We start from the raw sequence: 16,812 nt of genomic DNA on the forward strand, positions 1-16,812 counted from the left end.
CATCATGCTGATTTGCCTTTGAAAAAGTGGCCTTTCACCCCGTTCCACCAGCTGGTCCCCTGCAGGTTCAAAGGCAGACCGATGAACAGCAGATAGGCCAGGGGCACCAGGAACATGCCGGGCCAATGGGGCAGACGACCGCTGTCGATGGCCGAGCGGGCGGCACTGAGCAACAGGAAGTAGGAGAGATAGAGCAGGATGGCCGGCAGCAGCTTGGCGTAACGACCCTGACGCGGGTTGACCCGGGCCAGGGGCACCACCAGGAAGGTAAGCACCAGGATGGAGAGCGGCAGCGACAGGCGCCACTGCAACTCGGCCATCAGCTGATTGTCCTGGGTGCCGAGCAGTTCCATGGTCGGCTTGGCCGCCGCCTTGCGGTTGGAGCGCTCCATCTCCTGCTGGCGGATCACCAGGCTGTACTCGCTGAACTCGGAGACCTGGAATTTCTTGCCGGTGAACTGCCCCTCGTAGCGGGAGCCGTCGATCAGGGTCAACCACTGCAGGCCGTTGCTGTCGGCGGTCACATGGCCTTCGCTGGCCACCACCACGGAAGGAGGGGAGGTCCCTTCGGCCCGCTGCAGCACGAAGATCTTCTGCAGCTCTGAACCCTTGTCATTGAGGTCCTGGATGTAGGCGACCAGCCGGCCCTTGTCGAGCTCCATGAAGCGGCCCGCCTGCAGGAAGGATATGCCGGGATCCGCCTTGAATTCGTCGATCACCTGGTATTCGCGCTCCTTGGCCTGGGGGGCGACCCAACCCGTGTTGAAGGCCGCCACGGCGGCGGTCAACAGGGCCAGCACCAGGGCGCTGCGCATCACGAAGCGGTGGCTGAAGCCCACCGCATGCATCACCGTCATCTCGCTTTCGGCATACAGGCGACCGTGAGCAAACAAAATGGCTAAAAACAGGCTGATGGGCAGCATCAACAGCGCCATGTTCGGCAGGTTGAGCAGCAGCAGGGTGGAGACCAGGCGCGTCGGCACCTCGCCATCGGCGGCATCGCCGATGATCTGGATAAATTGCTGGCTGACGAAGATAAGCAGCAGGACGAATAACACCGCCAGCTGGGTTTTCAGGGTTTCCCTGAACAAATATCGGAAAACGATCACAGTCATTCCCAAGTAAACTTGTGTTTTTAGTCGAATGCCTGAAAAATAGGGCCCTATATTGGATTTTTACCAGTTTGAACTGCGGAGCCTGTGGCTGTTCGCTCCGCCTCTGATACCCCAACAAGCACCGCATTATTCAATAATTGGTGCCTTTTGTCTTTAGGATGTAGGAGATTCCATGGAGTTCAGTGTAAAGAGTGGCAGTCCTGAGAAGCAACGCAGTGCCTGCGTCGTGGTCGGCGTGTTTGAACCCCGTCGCCTCTCTCCGGTTGCCGAACAACTGGACAAGATCAGCGACGGCTACCTCAGCTCGCTGCTGCGCCGCGGCGATCTGGAAGGCAAACCAGGCCAGATGCTGTTGCTGCATCAAGTACCGGGCGTGCTCAGCGAGCGCGTGCTGCTGGTGGGTTGTGGCAAGGAGCGGGAACTCGACGAACGCCAGTACAAGCAGATCATCAACAAGACCATCACCACCCTGAACGAGACCGGGTCCATGGAAGCCGTCTGCTTCCTGACCGAGCTGCACGTCAAGGGTCGTGACACCTACTGGAAGGTGCGTCAGGCGGTGGAAACCACCAAGGCGGGCCTCTACAGCTTCGATCAGTTCAAGACCAACAAGGCCGAGCCCCGTCGTCCCCTGCGCAAGCTGGTGTTCAACGTGCCGACACGTCGGGAATTGACCATAGGCGAGCGCGCCATCACCCACGGCCTGGCCGTGGCGAAAGGGGTGCGCGTCTGCCGCGACGTGGCGAACATGCCGCCCAACGTCTGCAACCCGGCCTACCTGGCCTCCCAGGCCCGTCGTCTGGCGGATGCCTATGACAACATCACCACCAAGGTGATCGGCGAGCAGGAGATGGCCGAGCTCGGCATGAACTCCTACCTGGCGGTGGCCCGCGGCTCCGAGAATGAAGCCATGATGGCCATCATCGAGTACAAGGGCAACGGCGACGCCAAGCCCGTGGTCCTGGTGGGCAAGGGTCTGACCTTCGACTCCGGCGGCATCTCCATCAAGCCGGCCGAGGGCATGGACGAGATGAAGTACGACATGGGTGGCGCCGCCTCCGTGCTCGGCACCATGCACGCCCTGGCCCAGTTGCAGCTACCCATCAACGTCATCGGCGTGCTGGCGGGCTGCGAGAACATGCCGGGTGGCAACGCCTATCGTCCCGGTGACATCCTCACCACCATGTCAGGCCAAACCGTCGAGGTGCTCAACACCGACGCAGAGGGTCGCCTGGTGCTGTGCGATGCCCTCACCTACGTGGACCGCTACGATCCCGAGACCGTCATCGACGTGGCCACCCTGACCGGCGCCTGCATCATAGCCCTAGGTCACCACACCTCCGGGCTGCTGGCGAACCACAACCCCTTGGCCCACGAACTGCTGAACGCCTCCGAGCAGGCCGGCGATCGCGCCTGGCGCCTGCCCCTGTTCGAGGAGTATCAGGAGCAGCTGGAGAGTCCGTTCGCCGACATGGCCAACATCGGTGGTCGTCCGGCCGGCACCATCACGGCCGCCGCCTTCCTGTCGCGCTTCACCAAGAAGTACAACTGGGCCCACCTGGATATCGCCGGGACCGCCTGGAAGAGCGGCAAGGAGAAGGGCTCCACCGGTCGCCCCGTGCCCCTGCTGACCCAGTTCCTGCTCAATCGAGCCGGTGTGGCGGACGTCGAAGACAAGGAATAAACCTTCTCTTCTACGCCCCGTCAGGAGAGTGGTATCACAAGGAAGAGGCTCGCCTCTTCCTTGTTTCATTGAGAACATTGGGAAACCGCGCACCGCACGGCGCCCCAGAAGACGGCCAATCGCTGTCCGTCACAGCCAAACGGGACTGACCTGATGAGCCAAGTGACCTTTTATCTGATGAACAAACAGGATGACGAACGCGGCAGCGCCTGTGAGCGCCTCGCCTGTCAGCTGGCAGCCGACAGCTGGAGTTCGGGCCATCTCTACCTGTTCTGCGCCGATGACGCCCAAGCACAGCGCCTCGACGAACTGCTCTGGCAGTTGCCGCCGGATCGCTTCGTGCCCCATCAGCTGCAGGGGGAAACCGGCCAGGCGCCGGTGGAGATAGGCCATCAGCCGCCGAAGCGGCGCTACGCCCGCCTCATCAACCTGACCGAGCAGACACCTTTGTTTGCAGGACACTTCGCTCAAGTGGTAGATTTTGTCCCCACTGAGGAAACGCAGAAGCAGCAAGCCCGCGAGCGCTACAAGCAGTATCGCCAGGCGGGGCACACCCTCGAGATGAGGGATCAGCCCGCTGCCGCACCGGATCCGGCGCAGCCCTGACGGCCGCCCCCGCGTATCCCGAATCCATTCACACCAGCATCCATCCAGAATACGGCGAGACCATGGAAAAGACCTTCAATCACAACGCCATCGAACAGGCGCTCTACCAGCACTGGGAATCCCAGGGTTACTTCAAGCCCCACGGTGACACCAGCAAAGACTCCTTCTGCATCATGATCCCGCCGCCGAACGTCACCGGCAGCCTGCACATGGGCCACGCCTTCCAGCAGACCCTGATGGACACCTTGATCCGCTACAACCGCATGCAGGGCAAGAACACCCTGTGGCAGGCGGGCTGTGACCACGCCGGTATCGCCACCCAGATGGTGGTGGAGCGCAAGATCGCCGCCGAAGAGGGCAAGACCCGTCACGACTACGGCCGCGACGCCTTCATCGACAAGATCTGGCAGTGGAAGGAAGAGTCCGGTGGCACCATCACCCGCCAGATGCGCCGCCTCGGCGACTCCGTGGACTGGGAGCGCGAGCGCTTCACCATGGATCCGGGCCTCTCCGAAGCCGTGCAGGAAGTGTTCGTGCGCCTGTACGAAGATGGCCTGATGTACCGTGGCAAGCGCCTGGTGAACTGGGATCCCAAGCTCAACACCGCCATATCCGATCTGGAAGTGGAGAACCGCGAGATCAAGGGCCACATGTGGCACCTGCGTTACCCGCTGGCGAACGGCGCCAAGACCGCCGAGGGTCAGGATCACCTGATCGTCGCCACCACCCGCCCGGAGACCATGCTGGGTGACACCGCCGTCGCCGTGAACCCGGAAGATCCGCGCTACAAGGCACTGATCGGCCAGCACATCCTGCTGCCGCTGACCAACCGTCTGATCCCCATCGTCGCCGACGAGCACGCCGACATGGAGAAGGGCACCGGCTGCGTGAAGATCACCCCGGCCCACGACTTCAACGACAACGAAGTGGGCAAGCGCCACAACCTGCCGATGATCAACATCTTCACCCTGGACGCCCACGTGCGCGCCGAGGCCGAAGTGGTCGACACCAACGGCAACCCGAGCACCGCCTACGATGCGGCCCTGCCGAGCGAGTTCGCGGGGCTTGAGCGCTTCGCCGCCCGCAAGGCCATCCTGGCCAAGCTGGACGAGCTGGGCTTGCTGGCCGAGACCAAGGATCACGTGCTGCAACAGCCCTACGGCGATCGTGGCGGCGTGCCCATCGAGCCCATGCTGACCGACCAGTGGTATGTGCGTGTGGCCCCCATGGCCAAGACCGCCATCGAGGCGGTGGAAGATGGCCGCATCCAGTTCGTGCCCAAGCAATACGAGAACATGTACTTCTCCTGGATGCGCGACATTCAGGACTGGTGTGTCTCCCGTCAGCTGTGGTGGGGTCACCGCATCCCGGCCTGGTATGACGAGGCCGGCAAGGTCTATGTCGGCCGCGACGAGGCCGAGGTGCGCGCCAAGCACAATATCCCGTCCGTGACCGTGCTGCGTCAGGACGAAGACGTGCTGGACACCTGGTTCAGCTCCGCCCTGTGGACCTTCTCCACCCTGGGCTGGCCGAACAACACAGAGGCGCTCAAGACCTTCCACCCCACCGACGTGCTGATGAGCGGCTTCGACATCATCTTCTTCTGGATCGCCCGGATGATCATGATGACCATGCACTTCATCAAAAACGAAGATGGCACTCCGCAGGTACCGTTCAAGACCGTCTACATCACCGGCCTCATCCGGGATGAAGAGGGCCAGAAGATGTCCAAGTCCAAGGGCAACGTGCTGGATCCCCTCGACATGATCGATGGCATCTCCCTGCCGGACCTGCTTGAGAAGCGCACCGGCAACATGATGCAGCCGCAGATGGCCGAGAAGATCGCCAAGCGTACCGCCAAGCAGTTCCCGGAAGGGATCGACGCCCACGGTACCGACGCCCTGCGCTTCACCCTGGCGGCGCTGGCCTCTACCGGTCGTGACATCAACTGGGACATGAAGCGCCTGGATGGCTACAACAACTTCTGCAACAAGCTGTGGAACGCCTCCCGCTACGTGCTGATGAACACCGAAGAGCAGGATTGCGGCCTGAACGGCGGCGAGATGCAGTTCAGCCTGGCGGATCGCTGGATCCAGTCCCAGCTGCAGGTCGCCATCCGCGACTTCCGCACCGCCCTCGACACCTATCGCTTCGACATGGCCGCCGGCGTGCTGTACGAGTTTATCTGGAACCAGTTCTGCGACTGGTATCTGGAGCTGACCAAGCCGGTGCTGGGCAAGGGCTCTGCGCCTGAGCAGCGCGCCACCCGCCACACCCTGGTGAACGTGCTGGAAACCCTGCTGCGCCTCGCGCACCCCATCATCCCCTTCATCACAGAGACCATCTGGAAGTCGGTGGCCCCGCTGGCCGGCGTGCATGCCGATACCATCATGCTGCAGGCCTTCCCGGAGTTCGACGGCGCCAAGCTGGACGAAACCGCCATGGCGGATCAGGAGTGGGTGAAGGAATTCATCGTCGGCATCCGCAACATCCGTGCCGAGATGAACGTGGCGCCGAGCGTGGGGCTGAACGTGCTGCTCAAGTGCGACGCCAAGGATGCCGGCCGTGCCGCGGACAACGAGGCCTTCCTGAAGTCTCTGGCCCGTCTGGAGTCCATCCGCGTGCTGGGCGAAGGTGAAGCCGCCCCCCTGTCGGTGAAGAAGCTGATCGGCGCCACCGAGTTGATGATCCCCATGGCGGGCCTCATCGACAAGGAGGCCGAGCTGGCCCGTCTGGCGAAAGAGCTCGCCAAGCTCACCGGCGAGTGCGCCCGCATCGAAGGCAAGCTCGGCAACGAGGCCTTCGTGGCCAAGGCGCCGGATGCCGTCATCGCCAAGGAGCGCGAGAAGCTGGAAGACTACCGCCTCCAGCTGGTCAAGCTGGAAGCCCAGCAGGCCGAGATCGCCGCCCTCTAAGCGACGCCATCACCAGCCAAAAGCCCCCGCCTTGCGGGGGCTTTTTTATTTACCACCCTCCCCTGCGCCGAGTTGGTCCGCCTCCACACCTGCTTCTATTCTCGTCTCCAGCCCCTGCCCCAGCACGGCTGGGCCGAGCCGATCCCCCCTCTCTTCTGCCCATGCCACGCATGAAATTCAAAAATTCACGAGCCGGATCCCCTGCTTTCACAAGCGTATCGCCCGCAAATTCATTACACTGCCAGCGACCTTTTCTATCAGGAGTGCTGTCGCAGTATGGAAATATTGATCCTGCTTGGATTGATTTTGCTCAATGGCGTCTTCGCCATGTCGGAAATCGCCATCGTCACCGCCCGCAAGGCGCGCCTTGGCAAAATGGCCAGCGAGGGGAGCCGCTCCGCCGCCATCGCCCTCAAACTGGGGGAGAATCCGACCCATTTCCTCTCTGCCGTCCAGATCGGCATCACCAGCATAGGCCTGCTCAACGGTATCTACGGAGAATCCCTGCTGGCCCAGCCGTTCGCGCTCTGGCTGCAGGAGTGGGGGCTCTCCCCCAAGAGCAGCAGCCTGATCTCCACCGTCGTCGTCGTGGTGCTGGTGACCTATCTCTCCATCGTGGTGGGGGAACTGGTGCCCAAGCGTCTCGGTCAGCTCAGCGCCGAGCGCATCGCCTGCCTGGTGGCCCGCCCCATGCTGTGGCTGGCGACCCTGACCCGTCCCTTCGTCTGGCTGCTCTCCGCCTCCACCCATGCCAGCCTGCGCTTACTACGGGTGGATCAGAGCAACAGCAACAACGTCACCCAGGAGGAGATCCACGCCATGCTGGTGGAGGGCTCCGAGGCCGGCATCATCGAAGACCACGAGCACACTATGCTGCGCAACGTGTTCCGCCTTGACGAACGCAGCCTGGCCTCCCTCATGGTGCCCCGCAGCGACATCCGCTACATCGACCTCTCCCTGCCGCTGGAGGTCAACCTGCAGCGTCTGGTGGAGTATCGCCACGGCTTCTTCCCGGTCTGCGACGGCAGCCTGTCGGATCTGGTGGGCATCCTCAACGTCAGCCGGGTGCTGCACGCCTACATCAAGGGGGAACCCATCGATCTGGCGGCCCTGACCCAGGACGGCAGCCTGCTGCCGGAGACCCTCAACGGCCTGGAACTGCTCAACCATTTCAGAACCCACTCGGAGCACATGGTGCTGGTGGTGGACGAATACGGGGAGCTGCAGGGGCTGGTGACCCAGCAGGATCTGCTGGAGACCCTGGCCGGAGACTTCCAGCAGGAGGGGGCCGAAGACAACTGGGCCTTCCAGCGCGCGGACGGCAGCTGGCTGCTGGATGGCCTCATCCCCCTGCCCGAATTGAAGGACTGTCTGGAGCTGGTTCGCCTGCCGGAAGAAGAAAAACATCACTATCACACCCTCGGAGGGCTTATCATGCTGCTCCTTGGCCGCCTGCCCCAGACCGGAGACATCGTCACCCTGGAGCAGTGGCAACTGGAAATCGTGGATATGGACGGCCTGCGCATCGACAAGGTGCTCGCCATGCCGCTGACCGACCAACCCAGCTAACCTGCGGAGTTTGCTTGTATGGAGCAGTTTTACCACCTGGCTCACGCCTTCATTAATCAGGATCTGGCGGCCCTGTCCGATCCCAAGATGGTCTTCATGGTCTATGTCGTCCTGCTGACCTTCCTGGTGCTGGAGAATGGCTTCATCCCGACCGCCTTCCTGCCAGGGGATACCCTGCTGATCCTGACCGGCGTGCTGATCTATCAGGGGGTACTACCGCTCGCGGTGATCCCGCTGCTGATCCTGGCCACCTTCGTCGGTACCTGGCTCGGCTACATGCAGGGGCGCTTCCTCGGCCATACCCAGATGTACCACAGGCTGATGTCTCATCTGGAAGAGCGGCACAAGGAGAAGGTCTACTACCTGCTGAACAAGTACGGCATCATCACCCTGATCACCGCCCGCTACATCGCCTTCGTGCGCACCGCCTACCCCTACATCGTCGGGGCCAACGAGATCCCCCAGGGCCGCTTCCTGGTGGTGAACCTCATCAGCTCCATCATGTGGATCTGCCCCCTGGTGGGCCTGGGCTACTACCTGAGCCACACCAAGCTGGCCGCGCAGTACGAGTCCCAGTTCCTCAGCATCATCCTCTGCCTGCCGCTGGTGCTGCTGGTCGGCGGCCTGATCGCCCTGGTCTGGCGCTGGTGGAGCAAACGCAAGGCCACCGTCTCCAAGCCGTGAGGCTACGAAAAGGGGTCGCCAGAGGGCGGCCCTTTTTTATGGAAATAAATAACGAATTCCCCCCTCGCGCTCTTGTAAAGCAAGGGCAAAAATGAGTGAATCTAGCGCCTTTTTTTCGCCGTGGATGGAGTCGTTGTATGGGGTGTCGGATTCGCGCAATCGCGCTGGTGTGTGGCCTGATGGGCATGCTGGGGCTGCCCGCAGCCATGGCGGCCCCCAACCCGGCCAAGCTGCAACTGAAATCGGGCAGCGCCCTGGTGATGGACGTCAACACGGGCAAGACCCTCTACCAGAAGAACCCCACTCAGGTGCGCCCCATCGCCTCCCTCACCAAGCTGATGACGGCCCTGGTGGTGCTGGATGCCAAGCAGAACCTGAGCCAGACCCTGACGGTGGATCATAACGACAGGGACAACCTCAAGCACACCTACTCCCGGGTGCGCTTCGGCACCAAGGTGAGCCGCCGGGATGCCCTGCACCTGGCCCTGATGTCCTCCGAAAATCGCATGGCCTCGGCGCTCGCCCGCCACTATCCCGGTGGCCGCGCCGCCTTCGTGCGGGCCATGAACAACAAGGCCAGGCAGCTTGGCATGCGCAACACCCGCTACTATGACTCCACCGGCCTGTCGACCCGCAACGTCTCCACCGCCCAGGATCTGGCCAAACTCATCTCGGTGGCCTATCGCCAGCCGCTGATCCGCCAGTTCACCCAGAACGACAGCATGGAGATGCGCTTCTCCAACCCCTCCTACAGCCTGATGTTCAACAACACCAACCCCCTGGTGAAGAACCCGGACTGGGACGTGCGCCTCTCCAAGACCGGCTACACCGACGAGGCGGGCCGCTGCCTGCTGATGCGCGCCAAGCCGGATCGCCAGGAGCTGGCCATAGTGCTGCTCAACTCGGTGGGCAAGCGCACCCCCATCGGCGATGCGAACCGCATTCGCAAGTGGCTCAAGAGCTGAGCGGACGCTGAAACGTAAAAAAGGATGCCAAGGCATCCTTTTTTATTGCGCGGACGCCCTCATCGACCATCCAGACCCGCACAGATGATGGGAGGGTCAAGAGATGAAGTACACTCGGCCCCTGTCCAAACCTACCTTGAGGCATGACAGACCCTGCCAGCGTACGGGAGGCGGGGCGCACAGGCCTCCCCAGCCTGTCTGGGTCGCGATCAGGGGATGGGGACGGCATGGGGGGCGTGGGCAGTGAGAATGCGCTCAGCGCTGTGGTGGGCGTCTTAGGCGGCATGGGAAACACCGGGAGATCGTGACCAGACGGCAGCGCTGCTCGCAGAGCGGAGGAAAATAGGGACGAGCAGGCAGATAGCTGCATGCCAGGGGGAGAATTTTGACACATAAAAAAACAGCCCCGACCTGAGTCGGGGCTGTCTATATGGTGCGCCCGAGAGGATTCGAACCTCTGACCACCTGGTTCGTAGCCAGGTACTCTATCCAGCTGAGCTACGGGCGCTCATAAATCATTGATTTCACTTTAAATGGTGCGCCCGAGAGGATTCGAACCTCTGACCACCTGGTTCGTAGCCAGGTACTCTATCCAGCTGAGCTACGGGCGCCCTGATTTAAAGCGATAAAAAAAGCTTACTCAACAGTAAGCCTTTTATAGCGTACCGACGTGCTGAAGGTCGATACATGACTCATCGTGAGTCTAATATGGTGCGCCCGAGAGGATTCGAACCTCTGACCACCTGGTTCGTAGCCAGGTACTCTATCCAGCTGAGCTACGGGCGCAAATGGCGGAGAAGGGGGGATTCGAACCCCCGATGCGGGTATAAGCCGCATACTCCCTTAGCAGGGGAGCGCCTTCAGCCTCTCGGCCACCTCTCCGTTTGCGGGGCTGATAATACTTCACAGGGATTTTTAGTCAAACACTTTTTTGGAGAAAACAGAGCGTTCGCTCAGCATTTGGCCAAAGAGTGGAATATTCAAGCAATATGGGCACTTACCCACGACTTTCGCGCCCTGCAAGCCGTTTGCAAAGCCCGGAAAAACAAAAGGCGACACATGATATGTCGCCTTATAGCAGCTTGGGGATGCGGCTTAGAAGTTCGGTTGACCCGGCACTTTCTCGGCCTGTATCCGCATGTAGATCTCTTCGCGGTGCACGGAGACCTCTTTCGGTGCGTTCACACCGATACGTACCTGATTGCCTTTCACACCCAGTACGGTCACGGTCACTTCGTCACCGATCATCAGGGTTTCCCCTACTCGACGAGTCAAAATAAGCATTCGCTTGCTCCTGTATCCTGTTTTGTATTTATATCGATATGGCCATTATCTTACAAAGATACCGATATGGTAAATGGTTGAAACTAAATCAATCAGGGATTGTTGCCCAAGGGCTGCTCATGGGGCTCTTGATCCAACCCGAATGCGGCGTGCAACGAGCGCACCGCCAGCTCCAGGTACTTCTCGTCAATCACCACGGATATCTTGATTTCAGAGGTGGAGATCAGCTGCATGTTGATCCCCTCCTCACCCAATACCTTGAACATGGTGCGCGCGACGCCCGGGTGATTCCACATGCCGACCCCGACGATGGAGACCTTGGCGATCTCCCCGTTGCCCTGTACGCAGGCAGCCCCCAGTTCGGTGGCGGTCTGCTCCAGCAGGGCACGGGCCCGACGGTAGTCATCGCGATTCACCGTGAAGGTGAAGTCGGCGGTGCCATCCCCCAGGGTGTTCTGCACTATCATGTCGACATCTATGTTGGCATCGCTGATCGGATTCAGGATCTGCGCCGCCACCGTGGGTCTGTCCGGCACACCCAGAATGGTCAGGCTCGCCTCGTTGCGGTTGAACGCAATGCCGGAAACCAGGGGTGCTTCCATCCTCTCATCTCCATATGTGATTAAGGTTCCCTCTCCGTCGACGAAACTCGACAGCACCCGCAGCGGTACGCGGTACTTGCCCGCGAATTCCACCGAACGGATCTGTAGCACCTTGGCCCCCAGACTAGCCATCTCCAGCATCTCCTCGAAGGTGATGGTAGAGAGGCGTCTGGCCTTGGGCTCGATGCGCGGATCCGTGGTATAGACCCCATCCACATCGGTAAAGATCTGGCATTCATCGGCCTTGATGGCCGCCGCCACCGCCACCGCAGTGGTATCCGACCCACCCCGGCCCAGGGTGGTGATGGCATTATGCTCATCACGCCCCTGGAAACCGGCGATCACCACCACCTTGCCCTCACCCAGTGCGGCCTGCACCTGCTCGGTATCGATGTGGGTGATACGCGCCTTGCCATAGGCGGAATCGGTGTGAATGCGCACCTGATCACCGGTCATTGAGACCGCGGGGCAACCCCGTTGGTTCAATGCGATGGCCAGCAACGCTATGGTGACCTGCTCACCGGTGGAGACCAGCACGTCCATCTCGCGCCGGTTGGCATCCGGATCCAGCTGCTGGGCCATGCCCAGCAACCGGTTGGTCTCACCCGACATGGCGGAGACGACCACCACCACATCATGTCCCTGGGCGCGGGTCAGGGCCACCCGTTCGGCGACAGCCGCTATTCGTTCCAGCGTGCCGACCGAGGTGCCGCCGTACTTCTGTACATAGAGTGCCACAGATCACCTCGCCCGTTTACAGGCGCTCTTCCAGCCAGGAGTGTACGGATTGCAGTGCCGCCGGCACGGCCTCGGGCTGGGTACCCCCCGCCTGCGCCATGTCGGGACGACCACCGCCCTTGCCACCCACCTGCTGGGCCACCAGGTTGACCAGCTCGCCGGCCTTCACCTTGGCGATCAGATCGTTGGTGACACCGGCGATCAGATTGACCTTGTCATCGCTGCTGGTCGCCAGCAGCACGACACCGGATTTCATCTTGTTCTTCAGCTCGTCCAGCATGCCGCGCAGGGACTTGGGATCCGCGCCGTCCAGGGCCGCAACCAGCACCTTCTGGCCGTTGATCTCGATCACCTGGCTCAGCAGGTCGCTGCCCGCCTGGGCCGCCAGCTTGGCCTTGAGCTGTTCCAGCTCGCGCTCCATCAGCTTGGCCTTGTCCATCAGCTGGCGTACCTTGTCGGCGATGGAGAACTGATCCCCCTTCACCAGAGCGGCCGCCTCTTCGATCTGCTCACCCAGCTGGTGCATGAAGTCGATGGCACCCTTGCCGGTCACCGCCTCGATGCGACGCACCCCGGCGGCGATGCCGCTCTCGGCGATGATCTTGAAGAAGCCGATATCACCGGTGCGCTTGGCGTGGGTACCGCCACACAGCTCGGTGGAGTAGTCACCCATGCGCACCACGCGCACGTCGTCTTCGTACTTCTCGCCAAACAGCGCCATGGCGCCGGCGGACTTGGCCTCCTCCAGATCCATGACCTGGGTAGTGACGTCGTGGTTCGCGCGGATCTGGGCGTTGACCAGCTCCTCGATGCGGCGAATGGTCGCCATGGTCAGGCCTTCGAAGTGAGAGAAGTCGAAGCGCATGCGCTCGGCCCCCACCAGAGAACCCTTCTGGGTCACGTGATCCCCCAGCGCCTGGCGCAGGGCTGCGTGCAACAGGTGAGTGACCGAGTGGTTCAGGGCCACGGCCTGACGGCGTTCCCCATCGACCTCGGCTTCCACCTCGGCGCCCTTCTCCAGGGTACCCAGTTCCAGGTAGCCCTTGTGGATGATGGCCTTGCCCGCCTTCTGGGTATCTGTCACGGCGAAGATGCCGTCGTCCACCTTGAGCACACCGCTGTCACCCACCTGACCGCCGGACTCGGCGTAGAAGGGGGTCTCTGCCAGCACCACCACAGCCTCTTCGCCGGCGATCAGGCCATTCACCTCGACGCCATCCTTGTAGATGCCGACGACAGTGGTTTTTTCGCTGAGCTGCTTGTAACCGGTAAATGGTGTCTCGAAGTCGAGTTTCAAGACATCGTTGTAGTTTACGCCGAAGCTGGAGGCCTCTTTGGCACGGGCACGCTGCTTGGCCATCTCGACGTGGAAGCCTTCCTCGTCGATGCCGATCTCGCGCTCGCGCACCACGTCTGCGGTCAGATCGGCCGGGAAGCCGTAAGTGTCATACAGCTTGAACACCACCTCGCCCGGGATCACCTTGGCATCCCCCAAGTTGGCCAGCACGTCTTCCAGCAGCAGCAGACCACGGTCCAAGGTGCGGACGAACTGCTCTTCCTCGATGCGCAGCACGCGCTCCACCAGGGGCAGCTGGGCGATGAGCTCGGCGGCCACGTCCTTCATCTGCACCGCCAGTTCGGCGGCCAGCTTGTAGAAGAACACCTCGGTGGCGCCCAGCTTGCGACCGTGACGCACGGCACGGCGAATGATGCGGCGCAGCACATAGCCACGGCCTTCGTTGGAGGGCATGACACCGTCAGCCACCAGGAAGGCGCAGGAGCGGATGTGGTCGGCGATGACGCGCAGGGATTGATTGCTCAGATCTTCGGTGCCGACGATCTCGGCGGCCTTCTTGATCAGCGCCTGGAAGATGTCGATCTCGTAGTTGGAGTGCACCCCCTGCAGGATGGCGGAGATACGCTCAAGGCCCATGCCGGTATCCACGGACGGGCGGGGCAGCGGCTCCATGGTGCCGTCGGCCTGGCGGTTGAACTGCATGAAGACCACGTTCCAGATCTCGATGAAGCGGTCGCCGTCCTCATCCGGGGAGCCGGGAGGGCCACCCTGGATGTGATCGCCGTGGTCGTAGAAGATCTCGGTGCAGGGGCCGCAGGGGCCGGTGTCACCCATCTGCCAGAAGTTATCGGAGGCAAAGGCCGCGCCCTTGTTGTCACCGATGCGCACGATGCGATCGGTGGGTACGCCGATTTCGTTGGCCCAGATGTTGAATGCTTCGTCGTCCGTCTCGTACACGGTCACCAGCAGACGCTCTTTGGGCAGCTTGAGGGTACCGGTCAGGAATTCCCAGGCAAAACGGATGGCGTCCTGCTTGAAGTAGTCACCGAAGCTGAAGTTGCCCAGCATCTCGAAGAAGGTGTGGTGACGGGCGGTATAGCCCACGTTTTCCAGGTCATTGTGCTTGCCGCCGGCCCGTACGCAGCGCTGGGCCGTGGTGGCACGATGATAGGCACGCTTGTCTGCGCCAAGGAACACGTCCTTGAACTGGTTCATCCCTGCGTTGGTGAACAGCAGAGTCGGGTCGTTGTGGGGGACCAGGGAGCTGGAGGAGACAACCTGATGCCCCTGGGAGCGGAAATACTCGAGAAACGCGGCGCGTAACTCTGACGTGGACATATACATGGAAAATCCTGCTTGATTCGGATACGGACTTTTAATCGCAATAATGTAAGTTTTCTGCGGGGTAAAGTAAAACGTGCCGGCCCCTGATGGGTGAAAAAGCCCCGTTCGGGAAGGATGCTGACAGGCCCTCGTGAATGGCGGGGCGAGAAAGAGGAAAATTGGGGGCAAAAACCGCGGTCGCAGGCCACGACAACCGCTGCAGGCGGCGACTCTATATGGATTGCGAGCGCCCTGTGACGGCAAGGGCGCTGGGCAGATCACTCTGGCGATAGCTGGTGATAGAGAGACGGCCAAGGCACCAAGCCAGAGGCCGTCACTGACTCGCCCTCAGGGGCTACTCTTCCTGCTCCTGCATCTGGGCGATGGCATACCGGGCCTGCTCCTGATTGAAGCCCCGCCTCAGCAGGTTTTTGAGCCACTTCATGCGCAACTTGAAGTCCGCGAGATCGGCCACCCTGGCGCGCCGCTGCAGCAGCTCGGCCGCCAGTTCGAACCAATCCAGCTCGGGTTGCTCGAACGCCGCCTCTATCTGGCCGTCGTCCAGCCCCTTGCGGCGCAGGTCGAAGCGGATCTTGATGGGGCCGTGCCCCTTGGCGGCACCGGCCCGCACCGCCATGGCACCGTAGCGTTCGTCATCGACCCAGCGATGGCCGCGACAGTAGTCGAGGACGGCCTCCACCACGGTCTCATCGAAGCCCTGCTTGCGCAGCCGGTTCGCCAGCTCGGACTCGGCGCTCTCCCGCCGCGCCAGACTGCGCATGGCAAAGGCGCGAGCCGCGGCAAACTGCTCCTCAAACGAGAGTTCGGGGAGTGGGGGATCTACGGGTTCTGACATGGATGCACCGACCATAAATGAGAAGGCCGGGTATCAACCCGGCCTCTTTGTTACTCGTATTCTTGCTCGTTTTCAGGCTCGAACTCATCGGCCTCGACCACCTCGGCCTTGCCTTCCTGCGGGATGGCTCCCGACAGCAGCAGCTCGCGCAAACGGGCTTCCACTTCCGCCGCCATCGCCTTGTTCTCGGAGAACAGCTTCATCACGTTGGCCTTGCCCTGACCAATTTTCTCGCCGCTGTAGCTGTACCAGGCACCGGCCTTGTCGATCAGCTTGTGCTTGACGCCCAAGTCCACCAGCTCGCCTTCCTTGGAGATACCGGCCCCGTAGAAGATCTGGAACTCTGCCTGCTTGAAGGGAGGCGCCACCTTGTTCTTGACGACCTTAACTCGGGTCTCGTTACCGACCACTTCGTCCCCTTCCTTGATGGCGCCGGTGCGACGGATGTCGAGGCGTACGGAGGCGTAGAACTTCAGGGCGTTACCACCCGTGGTGGTTTCCGGGCTGCCGAACATGACGCCGATCTTCATCCGGATCTGGTTGATGAAGATGCACAAGCAGTTCGCGTTCTTGATGTTCGCGGTCAGCTTGCGCAGGGCCTGGGACATCAGGCGGGCCTGCAGGCCGACGTGGGAATCCCCCATCTCGCCTTCGATTTCCGCCTTCGGAGTCAGGGCGGCCACGGAGTCGACGATGATGACGTCAACGGCGTTAGAGCGCACCAGCATGTCGCAGATCTCGAGAGCCTGCTCACCGGTGTCCGGCTGGGAGATCAGCAGATCATCGACGTTGACCCCGAGCTTGGCAGCATAGATGGGGTCCAGCGCGTGCTCCGCATCGACGAAGGCACAGGTCTTGCCCTTCTTCTGGGCCTCGGCGATCACCTGCAGGGTCAGGGTGGTCTTGCCGGAAGACTCCGGACCGTAGATCTCGACGATACGGCCGCAGGGCAGACCACCGATCCCCAGCGCCACGTCCAGGGAGAGGGAGCCGGTGGAGATGGCTTCGATGTCCATGGTCTTGCTGTCGCCCAGACGCATAATGGAACCCTTGCCGAACTGCTTCTCGATCTGCCCCAGCGCAGCCGCCAGTGCCTTCTGTTTGTTCTGATCCATGCCAATCTCCGCTGGGAATCGTGATAAAGAAATGAAGTTGGGCTAAGTATACTGTTTAT

General features: G+C 61.5%; 12 protein-coding genes and 4 tRNA genes. 6 read left to right on the plus strand and 10 right to left on the minus strand.

Going from position 1 to position 16,812, the window contains the following annotated elements; translation table 11 throughout:
• Positions 1 to 2: 2 nt before the first annotated feature.
• Positions 3 to 1,115, minus strand: coding sequence for an LPS export ABC transporter permease LptF (lptF, locus tag ACRCYW_RS18815; protein ID WP_438551535.1), 1,113 nt, complete (start codon positions 1,113 to 1,115; stop codon positions 3 to 5).
• Positions 1,116 to 1,287: 172 nt separating this feature from the next.
• Between lptF and pepA the strand changes: the two genes are divergently transcribed.
• From pepA to pbpG, 6 genes are all read left to right on the plus strand, one after another.
• Positions 1,288 to 2,799 carry a leucyl aminopeptidase gene (gene pepA / locus ACRCYW_RS18820; RefSeq protein WP_438551536.1) on the plus strand — a complete coding sequence of 504 codons (1,512 nt, stop codon included), beginning with the start codon at positions 1,288 to 1,290 and terminating at the stop codon, positions 2,797 to 2,799.
• Positions 2,800 to 2,952: 153 nt separating this feature from the next.
• The gene (locus ACRCYW_RS18825; RefSeq protein ID WP_438551537.1) at positions 2,953 to 3,405 is read left to right on the plus strand and encodes a DNA polymerase III subunit chi; all 453 of its coding nucleotides are present in this window, start codon (positions 2,953 to 2,955) and stop codon (positions 3,403 to 3,405) included.
• Positions 3,406 to 3,467: 62 nt separating this feature from the next.
• The gene (locus ACRCYW_RS18830; RefSeq protein WP_438551538.1) at positions 3,468 to 6,320 is read left to right on the plus strand and encodes a valine--tRNA ligase; all 2,853 of its coding nucleotides are present in this window, start codon (positions 3,468 to 3,470) and stop codon (positions 6,318 to 6,320) included.
• A gap of 276 nt (positions 6,321 to 6,596) precedes the next feature.
• Complete coding sequence (locus ACRCYW_RS18835; protein WP_438551539.1) at positions 6,597 to 7,889, plus strand: hemolysin family protein; 1,293 nt, start codon at positions 6,597 to 6,599, stop codon at positions 7,887 to 7,889.
• 18 nt (positions 7,890 to 7,907) lie between these two features.
• Positions 7,908 to 8,573: a DedA family protein gene (locus tag ACRCYW_RS18840; RefSeq protein ID WP_438551540.1), complete on the plus strand. Its 666-nt coding sequence runs from the start codon at positions 7,908 to 7,910 to the stop codon at positions 8,571 to 8,573.
• Between the two features lie 137 nt (positions 8,574 to 8,710).
• Positions 8,711 to 9,538, plus strand: a complete 828-nt coding sequence (gene pbpG / locus ACRCYW_RS18845) for a D-alanyl-D-alanine endopeptidase (protein ID WP_438551541.1) — start codon at positions 8,711 to 8,713, stop codon at positions 9,536 to 9,538.
• A 431-nt stretch (positions 9,539 to 9,969) separates the two neighbouring features.
• Here pbpG and ACRCYW_RS18850 read toward each other — a convergent pair.
• From ACRCYW_RS18850 to recA, 9 genes are all read right to left on the minus strand, one after another.
• Positions 9,970 to 10,046 (minus strand) — tRNA-Arg (locus ACRCYW_RS18850).
• Positions 10,047 to 10,072: 26 nt separating this feature from the next.
• A tRNA-Arg gene (locus ACRCYW_RS18855) sits at positions 10,073 to 10,149 on the minus strand.
• Positions 10,150 to 10,247: 98 nt separating this feature from the next.
• Positions 10,248 to 10,324: transfer RNA gene (locus tag ACRCYW_RS18860), tRNA-Arg, on the minus strand.
• A gap of 3 nt (positions 10,325 to 10,327) precedes the next feature.
• Positions 10,328 to 10,420, minus strand: a tRNA-Ser gene (locus ACRCYW_RS18865).
• Between the two features lie 213 nt (positions 10,421 to 10,633).
• Positions 10,634 to 10,822 carry a carbon storage regulator CsrA gene (gene csrA, locus ACRCYW_RS18870; protein WP_005315760.1) on the minus strand — a complete coding sequence of 63 codons (189 nt, stop codon included), beginning with the start codon at positions 10,820 to 10,822 and terminating at the stop codon, positions 10,634 to 10,636.
• A gap of 92 nt (positions 10,823 to 10,914) precedes the next feature.
• Entirely contained in the window at positions 10,915 to 12,162 is a 1,248-nt protein-coding gene (locus ACRCYW_RS18875) for an aspartate kinase (protein ID WP_438551542.1), read from the minus strand.
• A gap of 16 nt (positions 12,163 to 12,178) precedes the next feature.
• A complete protein-coding gene (alaS, locus tag ACRCYW_RS18880) occupies positions 12,179 to 14,803 on the minus strand; it encodes an alanine--tRNA ligase (RefSeq protein ID WP_438551543.1) in 2,625 nt (874 codons plus the stop codon).
• Positions 14,804 to 15,137: 334 nt separating this feature from the next.
• Positions 15,138 to 15,653 carry a regulatory protein RecX gene (locus ACRCYW_RS18885; protein WP_438551544.1) on the minus strand — a complete coding sequence of 172 codons (516 nt, stop codon included), beginning with the start codon at positions 15,651 to 15,653 and terminating at the stop codon, positions 15,138 to 15,140.
• A 35-nt stretch (positions 15,654 to 15,688) separates the two neighbouring features.
• A complete protein-coding gene (gene recA / locus ACRCYW_RS18890) occupies positions 15,689 to 16,753 on the minus strand; it encodes a recombinase RecA (protein ID WP_438551545.1) in 1,065 nt (354 codons plus the stop codon).
• Positions 16,754 to 16,812: the final 59 nt, after the last annotated feature.

Source organism: Aeromonas sp., assembly GCF_051657805.1.
Classification (GTDB): domain Bacteria; phylum Pseudomonadota; class Gammaproteobacteria; order Enterobacterales; family Aeromonadaceae; genus Aeromonas.